Origin of the sequence: Cohaesibacter gelatinilyticus (assembly GCF_900215605.1) — a bacterium.
In the GTDB taxonomy this organism is placed as follows: Bacteria; Pseudomonadota; Alphaproteobacteria; order Rhizobiales; family Cohaesibacteraceae; genus Cohaesibacter; species Cohaesibacter gelatinilyticus.
This window is the reverse complement of the sequence record NZ_OBEL01000003.1, coordinates 234,240-259,296: the sequence shown is the minus strand read 5'-3', so window position 1 is coordinate 259,296 and position 25,057 is coordinate 234,240. Positions and strand designations below refer to the sequence as shown.

The 25,057-nt window shown below is 50.3% G+C and carries 20 protein-coding genes; 9 read left to right on the top strand and 11 right to left on the bottom strand.

Going from position 1 to position 25,057, the window contains the following annotated elements; genetic code table 11:
* Window positions 1-427: 427 nt before the first annotated feature.
* Complete coding sequence (gene putA, locus CRO57_RS15090; protein ID WP_097154301.1) at window positions 428-4,108, bottom strand: bifunctional proline dehydrogenase/L-glutamate gamma-semialdehyde dehydrogenase PutA; 3,681 nt, start codon at window positions 4,106-4,108, stop codon at window positions 428-430.
* A gap of 281 nt (window positions 4,109-4,389) precedes the next feature.
* On the opposite strand from putA, the gene CRO57_RS15085 reads away from it, so the two are divergent.
* Both CRO57_RS15085 and CRO57_RS15080 read left to right on the top strand, forming a co-directional pair.
* On the top strand, window positions 4,390-4,839 hold the full coding sequence (locus CRO57_RS15085; RefSeq protein WP_097154300.1) for an Lrp/AsnC family transcriptional regulator: 450 nt from the start codon (window positions 4,390-4,392) through the stop codon (window positions 4,837-4,839).
* 263 nt (window positions 4,840-5,102) lie between these two features.
* Window positions 5,103-6,323, top strand: coding sequence for a cytochrome b/b6 domain-containing protein (locus CRO57_RS15080; RefSeq protein ID WP_097154299.1), 1,221 nt, complete (start codon window positions 5,103-5,105; stop codon window positions 6,321-6,323).
* Window positions 6,324-6,401: 78 nt separating this feature from the next.
* On the opposite strand, the gene CRO57_RS15075 is transcribed toward CRO57_RS15080, so the two are convergent.
* From CRO57_RS15075 to CRO57_RS15040, 8 genes are all read right to left on the bottom strand, one after another.
* Window positions 6,402-9,539 (bottom strand): efflux RND transporter permease subunit, encoded by a 3,138-nt coding sequence (locus CRO57_RS15075; protein ID WP_097154298.1) that lies wholly within the window; start codon window positions 9,537-9,539, stop codon window positions 6,402-6,404.
* Window positions 9,536-10,789, bottom strand: a complete 1,254-nt coding sequence (locus CRO57_RS15070) for an efflux RND transporter periplasmic adaptor subunit (RefSeq protein WP_170956123.1) — start codon at window positions 10,787-10,789, stop codon at window positions 9,536-9,538. The genes CRO57_RS15075 and CRO57_RS15070 overlap by 4 nt, the downstream gene beginning before the upstream one ends.
* Window positions 10,790-10,876: 87 nt before the next feature.
* On the bottom strand, window positions 10,877-12,277 hold the full coding sequence (locus CRO57_RS15065) for an efflux transporter outer membrane subunit (RefSeq protein WP_097154487.1): 1,401 nt from the start codon (window positions 12,275-12,277) through the stop codon (window positions 10,877-10,879).
* 62 nt (window positions 12,278-12,339) lie between these two features.
* Entirely contained in the window at window positions 12,340-13,701 is a 1,362-nt protein-coding gene (locus tag CRO57_RS15060; RefSeq protein WP_141401254.1) for a sensor histidine kinase, read from the bottom strand.
* Between the two features lie 22 nt (window positions 13,702-13,723).
* A complete protein-coding gene (locus CRO57_RS15055) occupies window positions 13,724-14,404 on the bottom strand; it encodes a response regulator transcription factor (RefSeq protein WP_170956122.1) in 681 nt (226 codons plus the stop codon).
* A 217-nt stretch (window positions 14,405-14,621) separates the two neighbouring features.
* Window positions 14,622-15,479, bottom strand: a complete 858-nt coding sequence (locus CRO57_RS15050; protein WP_097154294.1) for a MipA/OmpV family protein — start codon at window positions 15,477-15,479, stop codon at window positions 14,622-14,624.
* Between the two features lie 147 nt (window positions 15,480-15,626).
* On the bottom strand, window positions 15,627-16,229 hold the full coding sequence (locus tag CRO57_RS15045; RefSeq protein WP_097154293.1) for an alpha-ketoglutarate-dependent dioxygenase AlkB family protein: 603 nt from the start codon (window positions 16,227-16,229) through the stop codon (window positions 15,627-15,629).
* A 24-nt stretch (window positions 16,230-16,253) separates the two neighbouring features.
* Window positions 16,254-16,697 carry a hypothetical protein gene (locus tag CRO57_RS15040; protein WP_097154292.1) on the bottom strand — a complete coding sequence of 148 codons (444 nt, stop codon included), beginning with the start codon at window positions 16,695-16,697 and terminating at the stop codon, window positions 16,254-16,256.
* A 394-nt stretch (window positions 16,698-17,091) separates the two neighbouring features.
* Between CRO57_RS15040 and dnaK the strand changes: the two genes are divergently transcribed.
* The 4 genes from dnaK to CRO57_RS15020 all read left to right on the top strand — a co-directional run bounded on the left by dnaK (window position 17,092) and on the right by CRO57_RS15020 (window position 21,578).
* Window positions 17,092-19,011 carry a molecular chaperone DnaK gene (gene dnaK, locus CRO57_RS15035; protein ID WP_097154291.1) on the top strand — a complete coding sequence of 640 codons (1,920 nt, stop codon included), beginning with the start codon at window positions 17,092-17,094 and terminating at the stop codon, window positions 19,009-19,011.
* A 197-nt stretch (window positions 19,012-19,208) separates the two neighbouring features.
* Complete coding sequence (dnaJ, locus tag CRO57_RS15030) at window positions 19,209-20,336, top strand: molecular chaperone DnaJ (RefSeq protein ID WP_097154290.1); 1,128 nt, start codon at window positions 19,209-19,211, stop codon at window positions 20,334-20,336.
* Window positions 20,337-20,585: 249 nt separating this feature from the next.
* Complete coding sequence (locus CRO57_RS15025) at window positions 20,586-21,191, top strand: class I SAM-dependent methyltransferase (protein ID WP_097154289.1); 606 nt, start codon at window positions 20,586-20,588, stop codon at window positions 21,189-21,191.
* A 9-nt stretch (window positions 21,192-21,200) separates the two neighbouring features.
* The gene (locus CRO57_RS15020; RefSeq protein ID WP_097154288.1) at window positions 21,201-21,578 is read left to right on the top strand and encodes an iron chaperone; all 378 of its coding nucleotides are present in this window, start codon (window positions 21,201-21,203) and stop codon (window positions 21,576-21,578) included.
* Here CRO57_RS15020 and CRO57_RS15015 read toward each other — a convergent pair.
* Entirely contained in the window at window positions 21,567-22,106 is a 540-nt protein-coding gene (locus CRO57_RS15015) for a GNAT family N-acetyltransferase (protein ID WP_097154287.1), read from the bottom strand. The genes CRO57_RS15020 and CRO57_RS15015 overlap by 12 nt on opposite strands.
* Before the next feature lie 119 nt (window positions 22,107-22,225).
* Between CRO57_RS15015 and CRO57_RS15010 the strand changes: the two genes are divergently transcribed.
* The 3 genes from CRO57_RS15010 to CRO57_RS15000 all read left to right on the top strand — a co-directional run bounded on the left by CRO57_RS15010 (window position 22,226) and on the right by CRO57_RS15000 (window position 24,318).
* Window positions 22,226-22,792 (top strand): NADPH-dependent FMN reductase, encoded by a 567-nt coding sequence (locus tag CRO57_RS15010; RefSeq protein WP_097154286.1) that lies wholly within the window; start codon window positions 22,226-22,228, stop codon window positions 22,790-22,792.
* A gap of 248 nt (window positions 22,793-23,040) precedes the next feature.
* Window positions 23,041-23,748, top strand: coding sequence for an orotidine-5'-phosphate decarboxylase (pyrF, locus tag CRO57_RS15005; RefSeq protein ID WP_097154285.1), 708 nt, complete (start codon window positions 23,041-23,043; stop codon window positions 23,746-23,748).
* A gap of 105 nt (window positions 23,749-23,853) precedes the next feature.
* A complete protein-coding gene (locus CRO57_RS15000; RefSeq protein WP_244580122.1) occupies window positions 23,854-24,318 on the top strand; it encodes a GNAT family N-acetyltransferase in 465 nt (154 codons plus the stop codon).
* A gap of 6 nt (window positions 24,319-24,324) precedes the next feature.
* On the opposite strand, the gene CRO57_RS14995 is transcribed toward CRO57_RS15000, so the two are convergent.
* A complete protein-coding gene (locus CRO57_RS14995) occupies window positions 24,325-24,969 on the bottom strand; it encodes a DUF3592 domain-containing protein (protein ID WP_097154283.1) in 645 nt (214 codons plus the stop codon).
* Window positions 24,970-25,057 lie beyond the last annotated feature (88 nt).

Here is a 25,057-nt window from a genome sequence, read left to right as displayed (position 1 = left end):
GTCGAACAACTTTTCAGGGGCGCGCACTTTTCGATGCGAACCCTCTGTCATCTGAGCTTAGGCCCAAGTTGAACTTAGCCTAAGCTTAATTTGATTGCCATTGCGGATTACGGTTGTCCAAACCTGCTTTTGAACAGGATTAAGACAAGTTTGCAGCTTCATGAAAGATAAGCGGAATTTCGAACTTTTTCACAACCGGCAGCTCTCATTGGGCCACTGGTTTGGAAGGCAGAGTAATTTTGAATTGCTCTGCCCAATTAGGAATAAATCAGAAAAACCCTGAAAATCCTGCGCAAAATATGGACAAAAAAGAACCCCCGGATGACCTCTAGAATAGTCATCCGGGGGCTGCTTTAGGCTCTGAAATTCAGAGTCTCCTCGCATGCTTCTTGCGATAAGAAGGCGGGACCATGGAAGCAGGGGGGAGTTAAGCCGCTTCCCCTCCTTCGGCTGCCGCAAGAAGCGAAGCATTACCGCCAGCGGCGGTGGTATCGATGCAGAGATGGCGCTCGAGCACATAACGGCATGGAGCAAGACCTTCGCTGATCAATGGAAGCAGGACGCCATCGCGGCCTGCAAGAGCACGGCGGAAGCTGCGCAGATGCGCTTCGTCGCCATTGCTGGCCACAGCGTCGATGCCGTTCAGATCAGCCAGATGTCTGGATGTCACGGTGCCGTTCAGACCAGTCACAGGAGCGCCGGAGCTTTTCAAGCTCGTTGCCAGCTCGTCACCATTGCCGCAGGCAATCACAACAGCGTTGCCGGTTACCAAAGCAGAGGTTGCTTGCATCAGGGCTGTGTCCCGATCCGGACCTGTTACCAGAACCACACCACGTGGTGCCATGGAGAGACGGTTGGATTCACCGGTTGGGCCAGGCAGATCGACAGCTTCCAGATCACAGTGCAGATCCTTGTCCCAAGCGACTGGCAAATCAACCGCACCTTTGATAGCGGCAAGACGGAACTTGTCATTCTCCCAATGCTCTCGGGATTTGGTATCGTTGGTCACTTTGCTGATGGCAATTTGCAGATCACCCAGATCCAGTGGAGCGCTGAGGTCCTGTTCGCCTTCAACCTGGTCCGCTTTCAGGAAGCGGGCTACATAGTGTGGGCCACCAGCCTTCGGACCAGTACCGGAGAGACCTTCGCCACCGAATGGCTGGGAGCCAACCACCGCACCAATCTGGTTGCGGTTGACATAACAGTTGCCGACTTTGACCTGATCAACCACTTCCTGAACCCGATTGTCCATGCGGGTATGCAGACCAAAGGTCAGACCAAAATTCTTGGCATTAATGGCTTCGATCACTGTGTCCAGCTCTTTGGCTTCAAAGCTTGCTACATGCAGAACTGGGCCGAAGATTTCTTCTTCCAGCTCTTCAATGCTGCTCAGCTCCAAAAGAGTTGGTGGGCAGAAGAGGCCTTTTTCCGGCACTGGAAGTTTCTTGAGCAATTTGCCCTGTGCTTCCAGTTTTGCAATATGGTTGTCGATCTTGTCCTTGGCGGCTTTATCGATCACCGGACCCACATCTGTGGTCCAGGCCCATGGATTGTCGAGCTGCAGCTCATCCATAGCACCCATCAGCATCTCAAGGAGCTTGTCCTTGATATCTGCCTGCACATAAAGCATGCGAAGAGCGGAACAACGCTGACCAGCAGACTGGAAGGAGGAGGCCAGAATATCACGAACAGCCTGCTCTGGCAGAGCAGTGGAATCGACGATCATGGCATTCAGACCACCGGTCTCGGCAATCAGTGGTGCATCTGGAGCAATGCCTTCAGCCATCACCTTGTTGATGCGCTGGGCGGTTGCCGTGGAGCCTGTGAAGCAGACACCAGACACACGGGCGTCAGAGGTGATTGGCGCACCGATGGTTGGACCATCACCTGGCAACAATTGCAAGGCATCAACCGGAATACCGGCTTCATGGATCAATTGTACTGCACGGTAGGCCATGATCGGGGTTTGACCAGCTGGCTTGGCAACAACCGCGTTACCCGCAGCCAAGGCTGCCAGAATCTGACCGGTAAAAATGGCCAGAGGGAAGTTCCAAGGTGAGATACAGGAGATGATGCCACGGGCATTCAAGTCTCCATTCGCTGCAAGACGTTCAGCTTCATTGGCATAGAAGCGTGCAAAATCGACAGCTTCGCGCACTTCGCCGACAGCATCGAGCATCATCTTACCAGCTTCGCGGCTGGCAAGAGCGAAGAGCTCAACGGCATGCTCTTCATAGAGATCACCAACTTTGCGAAGAGCAGCTGAGCGCTGTGCAACTGGGGTCTTGGACCAGCTTTCATAGCCCTTTTGAGCGGCTTCAAGCGCAGTTTCGACATCTTCGTGAACTGCATTGAGAACAGTACCGACTTTGTCATCCTGATCGGCTGGGTTCAGCGCATCATAGGTGTCTTTTGCTACAACCTTGCCAGCGATCAGCGGCTTGGCTTCCCAAAGATGGGTTTTGAATTTATTGCGTGCTTCATCAAGCGCTGCAATTTCCATTGGGTCGGTAATATCCCAGCCCTTGGCATTCAGACGGCCTTCACCAAAGATACCGGCTGGCTTGGTCAGATATGGGTTGGCAATTTCATCACCCAGCGCTTCCACCTGATCAAATGGATCCTTGGCAATTTCTTCCGGAGAAATGTTCTCGTCGACAATCTGATTCACGAAGGAACTGTTGGCACCATTTTCCAGAAGACGGCGAACCAGATAGGCCAGCAGATCCTGATGGGCACCAACCGGAGCATAAATACGGCAATTGGTTTTATCGCCTTCCACCACGGTGTCATGCAGGCTTTCCCCCATGCCATGCAGGCGCTGGAATTCGAACTTCTCTTTCTCAATGCCGAAATGCTGGGTCATTTCCAGAATTGCGGCCACCGAATGCGCGTTATGGGTCGCAAACTGCGGATAGATGCGATCGGTCATGCCCAGCAATTTGCGAGCATTGGACAGATAGGAGACATCTGAATTCACCTTGCGGGTGAAAAGCGGGAAGCCTTCCAGACCAAGTACCTGAGCGCGTTTGATTTCGGTGTCCCAATAGGCACCTTTCACCAAACGCACCATGATCTTGCGATCCAGCTTCTGAGACAGGTTATAGAGCCAATCCAACACAAAAGATGCACGATGGCTGAAAGCCTGAACCACGACGCCGAAGCCGTCCCAGTTTGCAAGAGCAGGGTTGGAGAGAACCTCTTCGATGATATCGAGAGAGAGATCCAGACGATCCATTTCCTCGGCATCAATGTTGAAGCCCATATTGGCGGACTTGGCGAGCAGAGCCAGACTTTCTGTGCGGGAGGTCAATTCTGACAGCACACGCTCTTTCTTGGCCATTTCGTAACGAGGATGCAAAGCTGAAAGCTTAACGGAAATTCCCGGGTTTTTGCGGATGTCATCGCTGGTGCAGGCCGGAGCCAAAGCGGTGATGGCATCAGAATAAGCAAGATGGTAGCGCTTGGCATCATCTTCGGTACGGGCTGCTTCGCCCAGCATGTCATAGGAATAGGTAAAGCCTTTGCCTTCCATTTCCCTGGCACGATCAGTTGCTTCTTCAATGGTACGGCCAAGGACGAACTGACGGCCCAGTTCTTTCATGGCTTGCGCGACAGCGGTACGGATTACCGGCTCGCCAAGACGGCGAACCATGCCATGCAGAGTGGAAACAAGGCCTACCTCTTCGCCACCTTTCAGCACTTTACCCGTCAGCATCAGGCCCCAAGTAGAGGCATTGATCAGCGATGAAGAGGACTGACCCAAATGCTGGCCCCACTGGCTGGGAGCAATTTTATCAGAAATGAGCGCATCAATCGTGTCGTCATCAGGCACACGCAGCAAAGCCTCTGCCAGGCACATCAGCGCCACACCTTCACGGGTGGAGAGACCATATTCTGCCAAAAAGCTTTCCATCATGGTTGGCTTGGTGGAGGTACGGATGGTGCGGATCAGATCCGCCGCGCGCTTGGAAGCCTTGGCGCGAAGATCGGCGTCCAGATTGGCATCCTTGATCAGACGGCGAACATTCTTTGCTTCATCGGCAAGATAATGATCACGCATAAGCTGGCGGATTTCTGCGCGTTGTGTATCGAGATCGATGCTCATGGTCTGGTTTCCTCCTTAATGCGTTTACGGAGTCCTGAAAACGCATTAATCCTTGTTTAGAAGCGAATTCTTATCCGAAAAGTCTGCAACTTTTCGGGAACGCGCTTGTGCTCGATGCAGGCCAGCTTCTCGGCTTTGGCGGCCACGCTCATCACGATGGGTCATTGACTTCAGAATACAGGAAAGCCTCTAGTCGGAGTGGCCATAAATTTTGGTTTTTTGGATAATATGACTTTATTTTTTGGGTTATTTTTATCTATTACCTATGATATCACTCATATATGGACGTTTTGGATAAAATTGATCGCAAAATTCTGGAAATTCTGGCTCAGGATGGCCGGATCACGGTAACCGAGCTTGCCAAACAGGTAGGCCTATCAAAGACACCGTGCCAGTTGCGCATGAAAAAGTTGGAAGATGCTGGATATATTACTGGTTATGGCGCCATACTGGATCCGGAACGGCTGGGCGAGGGGCATATTGCCTTTGTGCAGGTGACACTCAGCGACACCCGATCTGAAGCGCTGAATGCTTTCAATGAGGCGGCTCGACAGATCCGCGAGATTGAGCAATGCCACATGATTGCCAGTCATTTTGATTATCTTTTGAAAATCCGCACGCGCGATATGGCCAATTATCGAAAAGTACTGGGCGAGAAAATCTCAGCCTTGCCGCATGTAGCCCAGACATCCACCTTCGTTGTGATGGAGGCGGTGAAGGATAGGGGTTAGATCCTGCTCTCAGTCCAGTGATTATCAATCATGCAGTTTTTCGGGCTCGACTGATGGTTTTGCTCATATTGTTTTTAAATAACAGGGCAAATTCCAATAACGCACAATACCAACCAAGAGATTGCAAGGACTGATATCAAATCCTTGCCTCAATCAATGTTCAAAGTCTGGTTGCCGCAATTTGATCTGCTTGGTCAATTGCAGCAGCATAGTCATTTTATAAGACCTGTGCCCAAACCAGCAACAATCACGAGAGTGGACCGATGCTCGTCAATACCCATAAAACCTATGGTCTGGTCGCCCAATTGCTTCACTGGACCACCGCAATTCTGATCCTGACCTTGCTCGGACTCGGCCTGTTCATGGTTGAACTCCCTGAAACCTCAGCAGCAAATGTGGAATCCAAGACGTGGTTTTATTCCCTTCACAAGACCATTGGAGTAACCACGCTGATTGTAGCGAGCTTGCGCATTTTATGGGCCTTGCTGCAGCCGCACCCTTTGCCTCTGAATGCCGAGCGAAAACTGGAGAGCCTTGCTGCACAAAGTGTTCACTGGATGCTTTATGGGTCCATCCTTCTCATGCCCTTGACCGGTTGGCTGCATCATTCTGCACTGGATGGCTTTGCGCCCATCTGGTGGCCGCTACCGCAGGATCTGCCGCTTATTCCAAAGAACCCACATCTGGCCGAGATTTTCGGCGCTGGCCATTTCTTTACCGGCGTTTTGCTTGTCGTATCCTTGGCTTTGCATATCGGCGGAGCTCTCAAACATGTGGTCATTGATCGTGACCAGACCCTCGTGCGCATGATACCGGGCATGAAGGCGGATATTGCTGATGATCTGATGGAAAGCAGCCACAAGCAATCGCCGATATTGATTGCCATGCTCTGCATTCTGGCCGTTATTGCAGCGTCAATCGGCGTCAATCAATTGAACAGACCCGCAGCAGGAGATCTTGCTTCGCCTACGGCTGTCACCAACGCACAGACTGCAAACTGGGCCATTGATCACGAAAAGAGTGAACTTGGTATTTCTGTCATTCAGTCCGGCACACCCATTATGGGCGCCTTTGCCAGCTGGAATGCTGCAATCAACTTTGATACGGACAATCTGGCCGGTTCACGGGCTGAAGTGATTGTTCAGATTGCCAGCCTGTCTTTAGGGGGTGTGAGTGCTCGGGCTATTTCATCGGATTTTCTCAATGCCGAACTGCATCCCACGGCCAAATTCCTCGCTGAGGAATTTGTCAAAACGGGTGAGAACAGCTTTGAAGCGCTCGGAACTCTGGATCTGGTCGGGCAGAGCAATCCCTTTGTCATTCCGTTTGAACTGAAGATTGAAAATGACCGCGCCTTCATGACGGGTAAAGCAACCATCAAACGGCTTGATTTTGGTGTAGGCGCTGCCGGGTTCCCGGATGAAGGCACCGTTGGCTTCAATGTTGATGTGACTATCAAAATCGAGGCGGATCGGCAGCAATAACGCATTCTCAGCCTTGAAATAGCCTTCAAACAAAAAGGCGGGTGTCGTGAAAACACCCGCCCTTTCGTTTTTGCAAGATCACCCAAATCTGAGATGCCAGGATTTACCCAGCAATCTGCTCAATCCTTTGAAGTCATCCAGAATCATCAAGAAGACCGGGATCAGGAACAAGGTAATCAGGGTGGCAAACAGGATACCAAATCCTAATGAGACCGCCGCCGGGATCAGAAATTGGGCTTGTTCTGCAGTCTCAAAGATCATCGGGGCAAGACCTGCAAATGTGGTGGTCGAGGTTAGAATAACCGCTCGCATACGTAGGCCTCCTGCCAAAATCAGGGCTTTTCGGATCTTGGTTCCGTTGCCCTTATTCTCGTTATAGGCAGAGACGAGCAGCAAGCTGTCATTGACGACAATGCCACTGAGCGCAAGGATACCATTGATGGAAAGGATCGAGATTGGCAAGCCAACAATCCAATGCCCCAGAATGGCTCCGACAATTCCAAAGGGAATAGCGGCCATGACAATCACAGGCTGGGTATAGGATTTCAACGGCACGGCCAACAGAACATAGATTGCGATCAAGGTGATGGTGAAGGCGGTGACCAGGCCACCGATTGCTTCAATTTCCTGTTCTACCTCACCGGAAAATTTCGCTTCAATTCCAGGAAACTTCTTTTGTAGTTGAGGGAAAATTTCAGAATTGAAATAGCTGGTCAGAGTTTCTGCTTCGATACTACCCTTGTCAATCTGTGCCTCCAGAGTAGCAACGCGCTTACGTTCACTATGATAAATTTCATCGACCGTGAAATCCGGTGATAGTGTCGCAACCGCACTAAGAAGAACCGGATTGCCATCCGGTGTTCGCACATAGAGTTGCTCCAGAGCGGCTTTGCTGTTGCGTTCTGCATCCGGATAGCGGACCCTTACCTTTACCTCCTGATCATCGCGTTGGAAACGCTGGATTTCTGCACCACGAATAGCCTGAAAGACCTGCTCGGATACACTTTGTGTGGTCAAACCAATCGCACGGCCATAATCCGTCAACGAGATATTCATTCGACCACGAACAGCGCGCAGATTGTTGGTCATGGACAGGACGCCATCTTGCGTGGCTAGTTTGTCTTCGACCATCTGACTGGCCTGGATCAGCAAATCCAAATCATCCAGCAACAATTCGACACTGAAATCTGCATCATCAAATTCACTGGCCCGGAAATTCAGTCTCTTTGCACCTTCTACTGGTCCGACTTTATCGCGCCACCGATCCGCCATTTCAGAAATTGTGATTGAGCGCTCGGATGGCAGGGTCGCAACACCAGTGACAGTCACGGTACCTGTGTCACTGGCGGTCAACTCGATGCCGATAAGGGGAGGCTTACTGGAGGGTTCTTCATTTGCCAGTTCTTCATTAAGCTCGTGCAGAGCCTTCTCCAGACGATAACCTTCCGCAAAGAGACGCCCATAACCAAGGTCCGGTTCGCTTTCATAGATAGCCGTGATGGTGGAACCAGGAATTTCCGGGAAGAAAACCATACGCACATGACCAGACGGGATCATGTAACCAACAGCCACAAGGACTAGGCAGAAAACAAGGGCTGAGAGATAACGTAGTTTCAGAGCAAGCGTTACCAGTGGCTGATAGATATTGAGCCTGAAGCGATCCAGAGCTCCGCCAACCTTGTCCTGAAAAGCATGCCAGAAGCGCGCCAGAAAATTGTCATGGCGTTTGGAATGATTGATATGCGCCAGATGAGCAGGCAGGATGAATTTGGATTCAATGATTGAGAAGATCAGGCAGAAAACCACCACCCAAGCAAATAGTGAGAAGATTTCAGCAAGGCGGCCGGTCACCAATGTGATCGGGAAAAAGGCAGCCATAGTGGTCAAAACACCAAAGACGGCAGGTGTTGCGACCTTATGAACACCTTTGACGACCTTATCGACGCCACTTCCTTCTTCTTTGACCGTGGTATGGACGCTTTCCGCCACCACAATTGCATCATCCACCACAATGCCCAGAGCAATGATGAAGCCGAAGGTCGTAAGCTCGTTCAAAGTGAGACCCATCATACTTGGTCCCATCAGGAACAATGCGCCAGCAAAAGCGATTGGTAGCCCCATCGCCACCCAAAAAGCGGTACGCAAGTTCAGGAATAGTGATAGCGTCAGCAAGACGAAGCCCATCCCCATCAGGCCATTCTTCATCATCAGCGATAGTCGATCGGAAATTTCGACACTCTGATCACCCCAGAATTTGACCTGCAGCTGAGGGGGCAGGCTGCCATCTGCCGTGACCTCTTCAATAATCTCACGAGCCCGTAATGCGCTGGGTATCAAATCGGCATCGCCAACCATTTGCACAGTTAGCTTGCGACCAGGTTGACCATCAAAACGAAACAGACTTTCATCGTCCGTATAGCCATCACGGATCTCTGCCAACTCTTGCAAGCGAACCACGCGACCATCTTCGAGGGTCACAACGGGAATGGTTTCAAAGTCCTGCTTGTAATAGCTCTGCTTGTCAGCCTTGACGAGAATGCGACCATTTTCACCCTTCAGGCTGCCTTGCTCGGATACCAGCGAGAAGGCTTGCACTTGACGAACCACAGTTCCGAAAGTCAGACCATAGCGCTGTAGGGTCTGCTCATTGACCTTGATGGTAATTTCCTGAGTTTTATCACCACCGATTGTCACCGAGGGGATCAATGGATCTTCGAGCAAACGATCCTTCAGACGGCGTGCACTGGTCGAGAGAACATCCTGCTCCAGCGGGCCGAATAGCTCGATCTGAATGACCTCTTCAATTTCGGTAGCACGTACCACGACAGGATTTTCGGCGGCATCTGGCAAGCTGACCGCATCGACCTTGATTTTGACATCAGAAAGCAGTTTATCGAGATCAATCCCTGAGCTTTTTTCAACCACTATGGTCGAGTTGCTTGCCGTTGAGGTTGAGGTGACCTTCTTGATGCCTTCCGTACCGGTCAGAGCACGTTCGATCTTCTTCGTGACCGCTCGTTCGGTTTCGACGGCGGATCCTGAATTGTAAGGAACCGAAATGGTAACCTGTTTGGCTTCGAAGCCCGGGAAACCTTCTGTTCGGATGGACATCAAGGTCATCACGCCTGCTGCAAGAATGCAAAACATCAATAGATTTGCCGCAACACTATTGTTGGCAAACCAGGCTATCCAGCCTTTGTGATTGGGATCGCTCATTCTGCCACCTGCGCTTTCTCGATTGCTTTAGGTGACGTACCTGCGGCGGAGTTGGATGTGGGTTTGACATATTGGCCCGGCAGGTAACGACTGATCGGGTTGACCACGATTTTAAGCGGCTTGCTTCTGTCCCAACTCGGCAATTGATCAGCCGGAATCGCCACTTGCTCTTGCTTGGCAAAAAGCGGGGTGACCGCATGGCGCTGCAATTGATCCTTTGAAAAGACCGTCCAGACATTGCCTTTCAGAGTGAGGGCAGAGGATGGAACCATCAGGATATCGGGAACTTCCCGTCCTATCAGGCGCACATTGACGAAGGCACCGGGGCGTAGCACCGCGCCTTGCGGGCTGATGGGTTGGACCTTGAGGCGCAGCGTCTTCTGACGGGTTTGACTATCGGCTTCCGCTCCAATGGCGATCACCTCGGCCGTCCAACCCAGATCGGTGCCATTGGTGACTTCGGCCTTGATCTTGTCCAAGCCGACAGGCTTTCCATCCTGCAAAAGTAATTGCTGCCATTGCTTATCTGATAGACCGACTTCCACTTCCAATTCATCGGTGGAATAGATCTCGGCCAATTGTGCACCAGCTGAAACATAGGCCTTAGGAGTAGCCGAGCGAGACACGACGATTGCATCAAAGGGGGCTTTGATCGTCGTGTTGGTCAGGTTTTTCTCTGCCTTTGCCAGATTGGCTTTGGCGGCTTCAAGCTTGAGTTTTTCCAGTTTCAGAAAAGGTTCTCGCAACACCAAAGGTGAGGAGGGCTTTCCTTGCAGACGGGCGCGTTTCCAGTCCAATTGTGCCTGAGCACTCCGCTGCTCTTCCTGAAGCAAATTCAGTTCTGCTTCTGCCACACTTTGCTGGGCTGAGGCAACACTGGTTTGATAGTCCGTCTCTTCGATCCGGGCGAGGGTTTCGCCCTGTTTCAGTCGGATACCAGGCTCCAGACGAGGAGATAGTTCGATGATGCGTCCGGAAACTTCCGTCACCAATGTTTGACGATAGTGGGCTTTGGCCACGCCAAAGACTTTTAACTGGATATTTTCCTGGCTGGAGCCACGTTCAACAACACTGACAAGAGGGCGAAGCTGCTCTTGCGGGGCAGCTCCGTCCATATCCTGTTTGGTTTCCTGAGCCGGAACAAGGCTGGTAGACAGGAGCAGGCCAGCCAGCACCAATCCAGAACCAAACAGGACTTTGCCAGTCTCTGATGTGCGGGGCATCAGAAATTTTGAGGTTTTGTGTCGCATGATGGATCTCATTGTTTCGATGTTATGAGCCGGGCCACCTGCTGGGGCCCGATGATCAGTTAAATTTGGAAAAAGAGGCGCGTATGCTTACAAACCAAGGCCAAAGGCCACGGCCAGGTTGACGCGGTTTTGAAGCCGTAACGAGCGGATATTGACCAGGGACTGCCTTGCCGTGAACGCATCACGCTCAGCCGATAGCAAGGTCACGATGTCCGTCAGGCCATCGCGATAACGGCGCTCATATTGCTCATGATTGGTCTTGGAATGGCGCAAGGCTCGGGTCAGCATTGCTTCTCTGCGGCGCAGATTTCCTTCACTCTGTAGACCATTTTCTACCTCGGATAAGCTATCCAGTATGGTCTGGCGATAGGTCAGCCATCCCCTTGCAGCATCGATCTCTGCCTGTTTGGCGGTCAGGCGTCTGGTGCCGCCATCAAAGATCGGAGCAGTCAATGATCCCAATGTGCGCCAGGCCGGTCCTCCACTGAACAGATCGGACAGGTTGGGCGCCTGATCGCTGGCAGTCAAGGTGATCGAGAATGACGGCAGCATATCCTTGTAGCTTGCGGAATGGGTGCTATCTGCAGCCTTGGCACGCTCAAAGGCAGCCAAGATATCGGGCCGCCTGCCCATCATGGCGGCGGGATAATCGCCCTTTGGCAATTGAATGGACGGCATTTTACGGCCTAGACGCAACTTGCCGGTTGGAATGCCATTTGTTGCGATCTGCATACGACGCTTGAGCTGGGCAATTGCCAGTTTTCGCTCCTCAAGGGAGGCTTCGGCATTGGCAGTTGCAGAGCGAGCCGCTTCCAGATCACTTAATTGCCCCAATCCACGAGAGAATTGATCAGAGATGATCTGTTCAGTGCGGCGCAGGCTGGTGATGCGGGATTGCTCAAGACTTTTCAAGCGCTCCAGACTTGCCAGTTCAATGCCATCTCGAAGAGCTTGCGCCACCATTGATACCCTTGCGGCCTTTAGATCCTGCTGGCTTGCTTCTCCTTCAGCACTCGCCGCTTTCTTGCGGTCGGCAAGCTTGCCCCAGATATCGAGCTCCCAGTTGATACTGGCATCCAGACCAATATTGTTGGCATAAGATGCTCTCTTCTGGCCAGGGGCTGCCTGCTGGGATTTGCTACGGGAACGATCTGCCGTTGAAGACAGGTTCAAATTGGGCCACAGATCTCCTGCCGCCTTCTGACGTTCCAGCTCGGCCCGTTGATAAGCCAGCTCGGATTGGCGAAGCGAGATATTCTGCTCAAGGACCTGATCGATATAGGCCAGAAGAGCTTTGTCATTTGTCAGAGATCGCAGGCTCTGAACGCCGGACGCATAGGGTTGTTTTGAGTTCGTCCAGCTGGAAGGAATATCCTGCAATGCTGCTTGCTGAGAAAAACCGGATTTCTGAGGCACCAGCATTGTGCCACATCCAGCCAAGACAAATCCCAGAGTGGATAGAAGAATTAGACGGAATACGGATTGCATGCTCATGCCTCTTTGCCAAATTTCAGCAAAGAAATGCCATAGAGCCGGTAGCCGCCCGGTTATCACCCATACTTCTGATTTATAGAGATATTTTTCTTATCTGAGCTTAATTTCAAATGTGCGATAACCTGATTATCCGTAGTTATCAGAGCAAATTGCCAGTTCAAACGTTCAGCCATTCGACGGATCAGAGAGAGCCCAATTCCCTTGTCTTGCTCAAAAACTGTGCTTTTGTTGAATGGATCGCTGGGTTGATTGCCCGCAATTTCATTCATCACCTTAATCTCGCCCTGGCTTGCCACGATCTTGATGACACCAGACTGGCTATGCTGAAAGGCATTACGCACCATATTGGCCAGAATGATTTCCAATGGTGCGGCTGGTAGCAATTGAGTTTCATCCTCAAGCTCAAGGCTCAAGGAAATCTCCTTACCACCCAACAGATAGCGGTGATCTTCAACGCATTGCTGGATCATTTTGGAGGGATCAATCAGCTCCAGATCAGTATAGACTTCTTTTTCCCGACCAAGCCACAATAGTGTTGCCACGATTGTCTGCATGGAGTGGCTTGCTCGCTGGATACGAGCATTGATTTCCTTTTGCTGCTCTGATGTTGCTATCTTTTCCAGCAGTTCTGCATTACCGAATATGATGGTGATGGGTGTCCTTAGTTCATGGCTTGCATGACGCAGAAAAGCGTGCTCACGGTCAACAAATCCCGCTATGCGCATGACGGATTTGGCGAGATGATCGGCAATCTTGTTCAATTCTCTATAATTGAAATCCGGTCTCTCTTCGACCAGCTCGCGGGCTTTGAGTTGATCTGCCCAGGACTGCAAGGCATTGATGCGCTCATTTACCCGTCTTGTCAAAAAATGGAAAACCAGCAGAAACACTAGAATGGAGAAGCCTGCACCTGCAAAAACAATTAGTTCCAGATTCCAAAATCCGAATGTTTTATGTATGAGTTCGTCTTTTGGTATGAAGAGTTTGTCAGCCAAATAAAGCCTTTTGCCGTCCTTGGTTGGTTCTACATAGACGAAATAGATAAACTCTGGCGGACCGTCACCCTTTTCCAGAGGCTCGGCCTCAAGTTTTCCCGGTACAAGATCTTCTTTTGAGAAAATACTCTGATATTCTTTCGGTAAGTCTTCAAATTTCTCGGCAACCAGAAGTGTACGAGTGATGGGGGTCAGCGGGGAGAGATTATCATTTTGCTGCATCTGAGCCGCGTAGCTGAGGGCAACATTTTTCATCTCCAGTCGCTTGGCAGTATCCAGGCCCGCCATGAAATAGAAAAATAGGCCAACACTGTAGACCAGCACCAAGATGATGAATAAAGCCAAGAGAGATCGGCGAAATTCCTGCCTTAGTGATCGCACCTGAAATCCGGGTTTCAAGGGATTTAAAAATGACAAGGACATATCTTCCACCCTTCTATCTCAATCAGGACTGGCGCAATCCATAGCCTGAGCCTGCAACAGTATTTAGCAAAGGGCTTTCATGAGGCCTCTGTATCTGTCGACGCAACTTGTATATGTGCACCTTCAGGCTATTGCTATTCGGTACTTGATCTCCCCAAACCGCACGCTCCAATTGCTCACGGCTTAGAGTTTTTGGACTGTTTCGGGCCAATTGTTCAAGAAGTGTCCAACCGGTGGGGGAGAGTTTGAGCCTACGGCCATTGCGCAGCGCCAGCTGTTGATCAAAATCGATGGTCAGGTCCGCTATTTTTACCTGGTTGGACTGGGCTTTAGAACGCCGGACCAGTGCACGAATTCGAACGACCAATTCTTCAAATGCAAAAGGCTTGATGAGATAGTCATCCGCGCCGGCTTCAAAGCCAGCAACGCGATCGGAAATGGCGTCACGAGCCGTTAACATCAAAATGGGGCATTGGATATGCTGCGCACGTAGCTGTTCACTAACCGAGAGACCATCTATTTGTGGCAAGGTAAGATCAAGCAAGATCAGGTCATACTGATTGTTCAACGCCTGATCCAGGCCAGCCCTTCCATTGAAAGCATGATCGCATTCTATATTCTCCAGCGTCAGATAGTCAGATAGTGTCGCGGCCAGATCCATATCGTCTTCAACCAGCAAAACAAGCAGTGCGGTTTGCTTCATGGACATTTCCCTAGCTGCGCCTTTACAAATTTGAGGCTTTAGAACTGATTTGAAATTTCATCATCCCAGAGAAGGAGTTACAGTATGGTTATCATGTAACACATTGTTTAGATGGTATATTTTTATAAAATTTGTATTTTAATACCAAAAAACCTGCGAGGAACAAAACGTACTTCTGTCCCTGCAGGCATTTTATATGCTTCAAAACGGCAAGCGCTCAGAATTTATAGACAGTGAAAAGCTGTCCAGAAAACTGATCTTCTTTCCGCGTGATGGAGCTGTCCGCAGCGTCACCGATCAGTTTGGTATATTCTGCTTTGGAGCCAATGATCACATGATCAGTGACGGGAACAATCAGGCCAATGGAACCAGATACAGATTTGAAGCCAGATTTAGCCGTGAATTGCTTCAAACCAGACGCTGCCGATTGCGCGCTTGTCACGCCAAAATAGCTTTCCATGTGATTCTTGTCAGCCCACGTTGTGGAGGCACCAAGAGTTAACACGGGACCATTTGGACCCTCGTTATCATCTCTGGAGACATCGCCGCCCATTGAGGAGCCCATAAGAACCGCCAGAGGTATAAAAGCACTCACGCCAGCATCTACGGTCAGACTTTTTGAACCAGAGAAAGTCTTGTTGATTTTCACATCCGTCTCAAGAAACGAATATTGGTAACTGGCAAAAAGCGAGCCTTGTGCGCCACCTTTAACATTTCCCAGGCCAGTCAGTTCTTTGCGGCTGTCTTTTTCCTTGCGTCCACCATCATAGCCAACGGATCCCCCAAAGGTGAAACCTTCGTGTTTGAAAATATTGACACCCAGACCATCGACCGGATTTAGGAAGATCGTATCTTTCCAGGCAATATCCAGGTAGGGCATAGCCGAGACCTTATGGTCTTTTGAGCCTTCGAATTTGGGCGCATAGGCAACGCCGCCACCTAATTTTACATCCCAGTTTTCGAGCTCGGTAAAGCCCCCTGCCATCATGGTCGAAAAGACATCTTCAGCCTTGGCTGGATTGATCGCGACAATCAACGACAAAGCCATCGGTGCAATCTTTACGAGGCATTTCATATATGTACTCCAAATAACGAACTACCCGTTTGGCTTGGGTATGAAGTGTTTAATGTTACATAGAGGAGGTTACAAGTCAGTTACATATTAAGATATTGAATTTAAAAGATTAAAATTTGAAACACCGATTTTTGCCACATCTTCGCCTCATTCTGTTTCATTCCAGGATGTAACACGACGCATTGTCAGGTTTATGCGTCCCGGGGCTTTGAGCAGGGTCGAAGTTCCTGCATAAATCCGATCAATTCCATGATAGGCTTTACGATCTTCACCATCCAAAAGCAAAACATCACCGGAATGCAGGATGAAGCTTTTGGTCGGATCTTTTCGATTCATTCCCCCCAAGCGAAACCGGGCGTCATCTCCCAGTGAAAGCGAGAAAATGGGTGCCATGAACTCTTCTTCGTCCTCGTCCACATGCAAGCCCATTTTGGCCCTGGGTTCGTAGTGATTGATCAGGCAGGCTTCCGGCTCTCCGCCAAAGTCAGTCAGATCGCTCCACAACTTCAAAAGCTGGTCTGGAATGTTTGGCCAGGGCTCATCGGTGATTGGATGAGTGGACTGATATCTATATCCCTGCTTGTCAGCGACCCAGCCCAACGGGCCACAATTACTCATCCGCACTGAAAATGGCTTTCCCGTTCGTGGCATACAGGGTGTGAAAAGCGGGGCCTGACGTACAATCTCCCGGATCTCTGAAAGAAGTGTTTCTTGCGCTGAGTGATCCAGATATCCGGCAAGCAATTTCATGTCGAAATCAATTCCATACCGAATTCAATAAATAAAGTTGCGGGGAAATTGCTCGTAGAGCGGATCTCCCTCCCAAAAAACATCTGTTGGACCAATTGCATAATCAACAATATTCCAACGCTTATAGGCATATTTCAGCAATACATACGTATGCAGACCGTCTTGAAACTCACTCAAACGATAGTTTTTATCAGTTTTATTGATTGCAATTCCACCAGGACGTTGGGGATTAACCACTGCAAATACCCAGTCTTGATAAATACGCAACCGATCGACAACAAATTCTACCGGTGGGCCAACGCGCGCTTCTATCAGAGGTCTGATCGCGTTCAAGACGTCTGTTCGCTCTTCGGTTCCCCGTTTCGGCGTATAGATTTCATTGGCTATTACAGTTGTTGGTGCCATATTCATGCAAAATATCATGAACAGGGCAGACAAAAGATTTCGAATAATGCGCAGTTCAAGCATGGGCAACTTCCAACTGTATCGATCTATCGATGATCTTATTCTATCAGTATAGATCCACAACTTGTACCTTGCCCATAGCTGGATGGGATAATTTCTTGAAGCAACAGAATAGAATTTGGGGAAAAATTTGTCCTTAACGCCACTTTAACCAAAATCACCCCCTTTATTTTGCCGCTTCTCTGACTTAAAGAGAGCGCTGATTTTCAAAAATGTCGCAAATCTAGGGCCGCGGTGCCTTGCAGGACGTTCGATACGCCCCTATATGTGCCGTGAAACGTGAATGAAAGCCTCATGTGAGGCAAAATCTTCATGGGGGCCGGGCTGATTAGTTGATTGGCATTGGCGAGCTGCTTTACCCAAGAGCTTGACCGGCCTGCCGACAAGGAGAAGAAATATGAGCAAAGTCATTGGTATTGACTTGGGCACCACAAACTCCTGTGTGTCCATCATGGATGGCAAAGAGCCAAAAGTCGTTGAGAATGCGGAAGGCGCACGGACCACTCCTTCCATGATCGGTTTTACCGAGGATGGCGAGCGTCTTGCCGGTCAGCCTGCCAAGCGTCAGGCCGTGACCAATCCGGTGAATACCCTGTTTGCCGTCAAGCGTCTGATTGGCCGCCGGTATAACGACCCGGCAGTGGCAAAAGACAAAGAGCTGGTGCCATACGAAATCGTCAAAGGCGATAACGGCGATGCATGGGTTCAGGTAGACGGCGAAAAATACTCTCCTTCTCAGGTTTCTGCGATGATCTTGCAGAAAATGAAGGAAACTGCCGAAGATTATCTTGGCGAGACTGTCACCGAAGCTGTTGTTACCGTTCCTGCCTACTTTAACGATGCTCAGCGTCAGGCAACCAAAGATGCTGGCAAGATTGCTGGTCTGGATGTGAAACGCATTATCAACGAGCCAACAGCAGCGGCCTTGGCCTATGGTCTGGATAAGAATGACGGCAAAACCATCGCGGTTTATGACCTTGGTGGTGGTACCTTCGACGTGTCCGTTCTGGAAATCGGTGATGGCGTCTTTGAAGTGAAGTCCACCAATGGTGATACCTTCCTCGGTGGTGAAGACTTCGACATGCGTCTGGTTGATTATCTGGTCGGTGAGTTCAAGAAAGAGAGCGGCATTGATCTGAAGGGTGACAAGCTGGCTCTGCAACGCTTGAAAGAAGCAGCCGAAAAAGCCAAGATCGAGTTGTCTTCCTCCACTCAGACCGAGATCAACCTGCCTTATATCACCGCAGATGCATCCGGCCCAAAACACCTGACCTTGAAACTGACTCGTGCCAAGTTCGAAGCATTGGTGGATGATCTGATCAAGCGCACCATCAAGCCTTGTGAAGCAGCTTTGAAAGATGCTGGTCTGAATGCTTCCGAGATCGACGAAGTTGTTCTCGTGGGCGGTATGACCCGTATGCCTAAGGTTCAGGAATCTGTTAAGCAGTTCTTCGGCAAAGAGCCTCATAAGGGTGTGAACCCTGATGAAGTGGTTGCCATGGGTGCTGCCATTCAGGCTGGTGTTCTGCAAGGTGACGTGAAAGACGTCCTGTTGCTCGATGTGACTCCGTTGTCTCTGGGTATTGAAACCCTTGGTGGCGTGTTCACACGTCTGATCGACCGCAACACCACCATCCCAACCAAGAAGAGCCAGGTATTCTCCACTGCTGATGACAATCAGAATGCGGTGACCATCCGGGTCTTCCAGGGTGAGCGTGAAATGGCTGCCGATAACAAGGCTCTTGGCCAATTCGATCTGGTTGGTATTCCACCAGCACCACGCGGCGTGCCGCAGATTGAAGTAACTTTCGACATTGATGCCAACGGTATCGTGAATGTGTCTGCTACCGATAAAGGCACCGGCAAGGAGCAGAAAATCTCCATTCGTGCTTCCGGCGGTCTGTCTGATGCTGATATTGAGCAGATGGTGAAAGATGCTGAAGCCAATGCCGAAGCTGACAAGAGCCGCAAGGAACTGGTAGAAGCCAAGAACCAGGCTGAAGCTCTGGCTCACTCTGCCGAAAAGTCTTTGTCTGAATTTGGCGACAAGGTCTCCGAAGCTGACAAATCTGCCATTGAAGTGGCGATTGCTGACGTAAAGGAAGCTTTGGAAGGCGATGACATTGAAGCCATCAATGCCAAATCTGAAGCTCTGACCAACGCATCCATGAAGCTTGGCGAAGCAATGTATGCAGCTCAGCAGTCTGATGAGGAAGCTCGTGCAGCAGCTGACGCCGCTGCAGATGCAGCGCAGGAAGATGATATCGTTGATGCTGACTTTGAAGAAGTCCGCGATGACGAAGAGAAAAAGTCCTAAGGCTTTCGCCTTTGGCTTTTGAGCATTGAAGAGGGCTTCTTTTCCACTCGGATAAACCGAATGGTGAGAAGCCCTTTTTCTCATGGCCTGCTTTTGCAATTGGCTTTAAGCGGGCTCACAGGTGGCAAGCGTATGGCACCAGCGATTTCGCCCGCGCACGGACCCACCTCGAACAGTTTGGAATATGACGGCTCATTATGTCTAAAGCTGACTATTACGAAACGCTTGGTGTGTCCAACGGAGTGGATGACAAGGCCCTGAAAAGCGCCTTTCGCAAGAAGGCCATGCAGTTCCACCCTGACCGCAATCCTGACAATCCCGATGCCGAGGCCCGCTTCAAGGAAGTGAATGAGGCCTACGAGGTTTTGAAAGACGCTGAAAAGCGTGCTGCTTATGATCGCTATGGCCATGCAGCCTTTGAGCAAGGCGGTATGGGGCAGGGCTTTGGCAATGATTTCGGCACCTCCATGCATGATATTTTCGAAGATATCTTCGGCGATATGATGGGTGGTGGCCGCAGCAGAAGCCGTGGTCGCGAACGTGGCGCGGATCTACGCTATAATCTGGAAGTCACATTGGAAGAATGCTTCCATGGCAAGGCTGCCGAGATTGAAGTGCCGACTTCGGTGACTTGTGGAACTTGTTCCGGTTCCGGCGCCAAGGCCGGCACCGCACCAAAGCCATGCCGAACCTGTGGTGGTATGGGCAAAGTTCGCGCAAGCCAGGGCTTTTTCACTGTCGAGCGCACCTGTCCGTCCTGTCATGGTCGGGGAGAGATGATCGAAGATCCATGTGAAAATTGTGGCGGCGTTGGTCGCACGACGGAAGATCGTAATCTGTCAGTCAATATTCCAGCCGGTATCGAAGACGGCACTCGTATCCGGCTTTCCGGCGAAGGAGAAGCAGGTGTTCGGGGCGGCCCATCTGGCGATCTCTATATCTTTATCAGCCAGACACCGCATGATCTGTTCCAACGTGATGGATCTGATATCTTCTGTAAGGTGCCCATTTCCATGACCACCGCCATTTTGGGCGGATCTTTTGAAGTTCCTGTCGTGGGTGGCGGTAAAACCCGTGTAAAAGTGCCGGAAGGCACACAATCGGGCAAACAGTTCCGCCTGCGTGGCAAGGGCATGCCAGTGCTACGTTCCGCTCAGCATGGAGATATGTATATCCAGGTGGACGTCGAAACTCCACGCAAGCTTACAAAGCGTCAGAAAGAGCTTATCTCCGAATTCGAACAAATCTCTCATGAAGACAATCACCCTGACAGCTCTGGTTTCTTTGCCCGTGTCAAAGATTTCTTCGAAAAGATCTCCGACTAGTCGAATGGCCCATGCCATGCTTTGACAGATTACAAAAGGCAACTCTCTTGGGTTGCCTTTTTGTTTTTCCAACAACCATGCTAAGCTTTGTTGAACAATTCGATATAGCCCCTTCACATTTGATGATCGGCTCCCTAGGTTAAGGTGAAGAACAAGGTTAAGACATTGTAGTCTTCAAAGTGGGGCGTCATACCATCGCCATAGCTGTAGGTTATCGAAGCAGAGCGATGGATTTTGCGTGAGGAAAGCATGTTAAAACAATTGCGTAGTACCAGCCTGAAGGCTCGCCTTCCGGATGAGATCCGCTTTCTGCGACAATGGTTCGATAATCCACTAAAAACCGGGGCAGTTGCTCCATCCAGCCCTGCACTTGCGCGTCGCATGGCCAGCTATATCAACCCCAAGCTACCGGGAAAAGTCTTGGAATTGGGTCCTGGAACCGGGGTTGTTACCAGTGCGGTTCTTGAGCGCGGTATTGATCCACATCGTGTTATTGCCGTTGAATATTCCTCGCAATTTGTTGATATTCTATCTGATCGGTTTGCCGGAGCAACCGTGGTTCAAGGTGACGCCTATGATTTTGAAGCTCTGATTCAGGATCACGTTCATGAGCCGCTATCCGCTGTGGTCTCGTCTCTGCCGCTTTTTACCAAGCCCATGCCTCAGCGAAAGCGCCTGATTGAGCTTTGCCTGAAGTCACTGGCGCCGGGAGCTCCATTCATCCAGTTTTCCTATGCTCTGGTTCCTCCCGTTCCGGCCAAAGCCGGACAATTTGATGTTGAGGTCAGCAATTGGGTGGTTGGGAACCTGCCTCCAGCACGGGTCTGGGTGTATCGCCGCCGTCATCAAAACTGATGTGATGCAATGCAGTCCGATGCTGACACTCCTCAGAGATATCTTGATCAACTGGAAGAGGATTGGCGCAAAGACAAGCTCTTAACCTTGCGCCAACTGATCTTGGGCATTGCTCCTGAAGTGGATGAGCACATTCACTATAAAATGCTGGGTTATGGTCTGGATGATCGCTGGCTATGTCATCTCAATGCTCAAAAGCAGTATGTCAGTCTCTATCTTGGTAACATTCAAGCCCTTGATCCAGATGGATCTTTGACAACGGGGCTGAATATTGGCAAGGGATGCGTTCGCCTCTCCAAATCTCTGAAAATAACTGATACCGGTATACCAGACCTTATTCAGCGCTCAGTTGCGCGCTGGAAAAAAGGTGAAGTATCAGGCTGCTGATAACTCCTGCCATCGTGCTTTTTCCAGAGTAAAGAAGGGTAGCATCTGACCATAAGCAAGCTTGTCTTCTTTCTGAAGCAGGCCGATTTTCCTCAATACACTCTGAGAGGCTCTATTCTCAGGATGAGTCACCGCCACGATCTCATACAGATCAGTTTGCTGGAAGGCATGATCCCGAATAACGGCGGCCGCTTCGCTGGCATAGCCGTTGCCCCAAGCTGCCTGTATGAACCGATAACCGATCTCGACCTCCGGACCTTCATCTGCCAGAGGCACCAGAAGAACCCAGCCAATGAAATCTCCTTGGCTGCCATCCTCTTTTCTCAAAAAAACAGACCAAAAGCCAAGACCATCTTCATAGGATCGTTTGAAGCGCTCTTGCAGGAAGGCACGATGTGTTTCTTCATCTTCGGTCGGACGGATATATTTCACCACCGCAGGATCCAGATCCATGGCAACACAATCTTCTAGATCGTTCAGAGATCTCGGGCGCAAGATCAATCGATCGGTTTTGTAAACAGGATTCATGCAGTCACTCTTATTTTAAAGGAAAATCAAGCGTGATAGATTCGTTGGAGTTAAGGTTTTATCTCGCCTTGGTGATGATTCCCACGTTTATTGTTTTCGATTGCTGAAAGACAAATTCCATGACTCATTCCAAAATCCTGTGTTTCGCCGGATCCAACCGGTCTGCCAGTTTCAACAAGTCTTTGGCCGGAGCCATGGCCAAGCAATTAAGCCTGTTGGATTGTGAAGTCACTCTGATTTCACTGCAGGATTATCCTCTGCCACTTTTCGATCAGGATGAAGAAGCGGAAAAAGGGATACCCGAAAATGCAATCAAACTGGCAAAATTACTGGCAAGCCAAGATGGTGTCTTCATTGCCAGTCCGGAATATAACGCCAGTATCAGTCCATTGCTGAAGAATACCATTGACTGGATTTCCCGCCTGCCAAATTCGGATCCACATCCTTTCAAAAATCCGGTCTATGCCATCGGCGGTGCCTCACCTGGTGGTTTGGGGGGGATTCGAGGTCTCGCCCATTTGCGGCAGGTTTTGGTGGCCTTGGGGGCGCTGGTTTTGCCACAGCAGGTAAGCGTTGGCTCTGCCCATTCAGCCTTTGATGATACCGGGGATTTGTCTGACAACAGAACGGCCGCTTTCCTAGGTGATGCAGCGGCAAGTTTGCTCTCCCATAGCAAGCGTTTCTAAGGATTATCGCAAAATCATTGCCTATCTTGGCTTGCGGGTTAAAAGGGTGTAGAGAGGGGCCACTCCAGTGTGGTGGAATTGAAACAGATATCATCTGTCTGCGGGTTTGTTTGCCTATTTCAATCTTGAAACCGCATTAGAAACATATACTTGCTAGTTACCTTTTTGAATCTAAAGTTCGTTCGATGCTCGCTGCTCAATGTGACGAATTTTAGATGCGGGTAACTGGCCGAAAAATGGAGATTGCCATGTCTGCCCTTAGCCCGCGGGATCGTATGATTGTGCCTCTCGACGTCCCAACTGTTGATGACGCCTACGCCATTATTGATGACTTGGGTGACAGCGTTTCTTTTTACAAGATTGGCTATCAATTGGGATATGCTGGCGGGTTTGATCTGGCACGGGACCTGATCGCAGATGATAAAGATGTCTTCATGGATCTGAAGCTTCTTGATATCGACAATACCATTGAAAAGGGCGTGATCTCCATTCGAGATATGGGTGCCAAATTCCTGACCATTCACGCCTATCCAAAAGCCATGCGGGCAGCTGTTCAGGGTCGTGGGGATACCAACCTCAATCTGCTGGGGGTGACGGTACTGACATCTATGGATGACGCAGATTTGGCGGAAGCAGGCTACCTGATAAGCGCCAAGGACCTTGTTGCCAAGCGGGCAGCAAACGCCCGTGCCGCTGGTATGGATGGCATTGTTTGCTCTGCTCAGGAAGCAGGTGCGATGCGCGCCATTGTTGGGCCAGACATGTCCATTGTCACGCCTGGCATCCGTCCAGAAGGCACAGATATTGGCGATCAGAAGCGGGTCATGACCCCATCCAAAGCCATTGCAGCGGGTGCTGACTATCTGGTAGTCGGGCGCCCGATCTTGCAGGCAGACAATCGTTCGGACATGGCACGACGCATTACGGATGACATTGCCAAGGCATTAGAGAAGTAACGGTTTTGAGCGGAATTTAAGGAATAAAGTGTGACTCAGTTCAACACAAATTGTTCCGTGACGATTGGGCCAATCCTAAGAAAGGATTGGCCTTTTTTGTCTGAAGTGGAGTTAAGCGCAGCCCAGCTGTTCAAAGATAGCCCTTATCCAGAACTGGCCAGCTCGGCTGCCTGTACAGGAGACGCTGTCGAACAGCACTTTGCTACAGGTGGACTTGGATGGTCTGCCAAGACAGCGGAGGGCGCTCTTGCAGGCTTCATCATCGCCCATAGAGTTGGAGCGAGCGATCTGCATATTGACGAGCTATCTGTAGGCGCAGATTATCAAGGGCAGGGGATCGGTACATCCTTGCTAGACCATTGTATCAAGGAAGCGAAGCCACAGTCTTTTGACGCTTTATTTCTCACTACCTATAGCGATATTGCCTGGAATGGACCTTTTTACGCTCGCCATGGCTTTGAGATCATCCCCACTGAGACACAGCCCTATTGGCTCCGCGATATTGTATCAAGAGAAATAGCGGCCGGGGCCAATACGCAAAGTCGGATCGCCATGCGCCTTGATTTGTGAGATGTTTTAGATTGCAGCACCTGCATAGACCGGAGCTGCTTGCAACTCCCCAAATCGCCAATCTCGCCGCCTTCGTCGTTCATCCCGGACATGCTGAACCTGACCAAACAACCAGTTCAAAGCCAGCACAATGAGTGCAGGCAGAACAAAATTCATCATATAATAGTTTGGATTGGTGGTCAGATAGACCTGTTCCGGTCTGTTGGGATTGACATATGCCAGAACTGTGCGTCCCTCACTGAAAGGAGCGAGCATGCGCTTGACTTCACCGGGAGAGGTGGAGCGAGTAGGCGCCACCGACAAGCGGGTACCGGTCAAGGTTTCACCATTTACATTATAGGTATAGCTCAAATCAGCCGTGAAAATCGGTACGGCATCACCATGTTTAATGCGTGCAACTTCTGCACGGGTCACTTCCACGCTGACTTGCTGCCAGGTGGTGGCCCAGGTTGCCGTGAAATAATGGGCAATGCCGACGATGAAAACGAGTATCGCAGCGATCAGCGACATATACCGAATTGCACGAACTGTAGGTGTTGCAGTGATTTGAAATTGCGCTGGCTTCATGGCCTGCCAACTTTGTGCCTCGGGCTGGCTTTGTTGTGGCCTCAAATCTTTGCCGTTGTAACAGTATGCGCGTTGATATCGCATCCCCGTCCCCCCAAAAATATTTAATCAATATTAACCAAGTAAAGCACAGCCCGGTTGTTGTCGCCAGTAATTAGATCATTAAAGTTTG

What these genes read in the sequence shown, in the direction of transcription:
- CRO57_RS15015 (WP_097154287.1), bottom strand. Translation starts at nt 22,106, where the DNA reads ATGAATCCTGTTTACAAAACCGATCGATTGATCTTGCGCCCGAGATCT.
- CRO57_RS15045 (WP_097154293.1), bottom strand. Translation starts at nt 16,229, where the DNA reads ATGAAATTGCTTGCCGGATATCTGGATCACTCAGCGCAAGAAACACTT.
- CRO57_RS15025 (WP_097154289.1), top strand. Translation starts at nt 20,586, where the DNA reads ATGTTAAAACAATTGCGTAGTACCAGCCTGAAGGCTCGCCTTCCGGAT.
- CRO57_RS15055 (WP_170956122.1), bottom strand. Translation starts at nt 14,404, where the DNA reads ATGAAGCAAACCGCACTGCTTGTTTTGCTGGTTGAAGACGATATGGAT.
- dnaK (WP_097154291.1), top strand. Translation starts at nt 17,092, where the DNA reads ATGAGCAAAGTCATTGGTATTGACTTGGGCACCACAAACTCCTGTGTG.
- CRO57_RS15040 (WP_097154292.1), bottom strand. Translation starts at nt 16,697, where the DNA reads ATGCTTGAACTGCGCATTATTCGAAATCTTTTGTCTGCCCTGTTCATG.
- CRO57_RS15020 (WP_097154288.1), top strand. Translation starts at nt 21,201, where the DNA reads ATGCAGTCCGATGCTGACACTCCTCAGAGATATCTTGATCAACTGGAA.
- pyrF (WP_097154285.1), top strand. Translation starts at nt 23,041, where the DNA reads ATGTCTGCCCTTAGCCCGCGGGATCGTATGATTGTGCCTCTCGACGTC.
- CRO57_RS15010 (WP_097154286.1), top strand. Translation starts at nt 22,226, where the DNA reads ATGACTCATTCCAAAATCCTGTGTTTCGCCGGATCCAACCGGTCTGCC.
- putA (WP_097154301.1), bottom strand. Translation starts at nt 4,108, where the DNA reads ATGAGCATCGATCTCGATACACAACGCGCAGAAATCCGCCAGCTTATG.
- CRO57_RS15075 (WP_097154298.1), bottom strand. Translation starts at nt 9,539, where the DNA reads ATGAGCGATCCCAATCACAAAGGCTGGATAGCCTGGTTTGCCAACAAT.
- CRO57_RS15080 (WP_097154299.1), top strand. Translation starts at nt 5,103, where the DNA reads ATGCTCGTCAATACCCATAAAACCTATGGTCTGGTCGCCCAATTGCTT.
- dnaJ (WP_097154290.1), top strand. Translation starts at nt 19,209, where the DNA reads ATGTCTAAAGCTGACTATTACGAAACGCTTGGTGTGTCCAACGGAGTG.
- CRO57_RS15070 (WP_170956123.1), bottom strand. Translation starts at nt 10,789, where the DNA reads ATGCGACACAAAACCTCAAAATTTCTGATGCCCCGCACATCAGAGACT.
- CRO57_RS15060 (WP_141401254.1), bottom strand. Translation starts at nt 13,701, where the DNA reads ATGTCCTTGTCATTTTTAAATCCCTTGAAACCCGGATTTCAGGTGCGA.
- CRO57_RS15050 (WP_097154294.1), bottom strand. Translation starts at nt 15,479, where the DNA reads ATGAAATGCCTCGTAAAGATTGCACCGATGGCTTTGTCGTTGATTGTC.
- CRO57_RS15065 (WP_097154487.1), bottom strand. Translation starts at nt 12,277, where the DNA reads ATGCAATCCGTATTCCGTCTAATTCTTCTATCCACTCTGGGATTTGTC.
- CRO57_RS14995 (WP_097154283.1), bottom strand. Translation starts at nt 24,969, where the DNA reads ATGCGATATCAACGCGCATACTGTTACAACGGCAAAGATTTGAGGCCA.
- CRO57_RS15085 (WP_097154300.1), top strand. Translation starts at nt 4,390, where the DNA reads ATGGACGTTTTGGATAAAATTGATCGCAAAATTCTGGAAATTCTGGCT.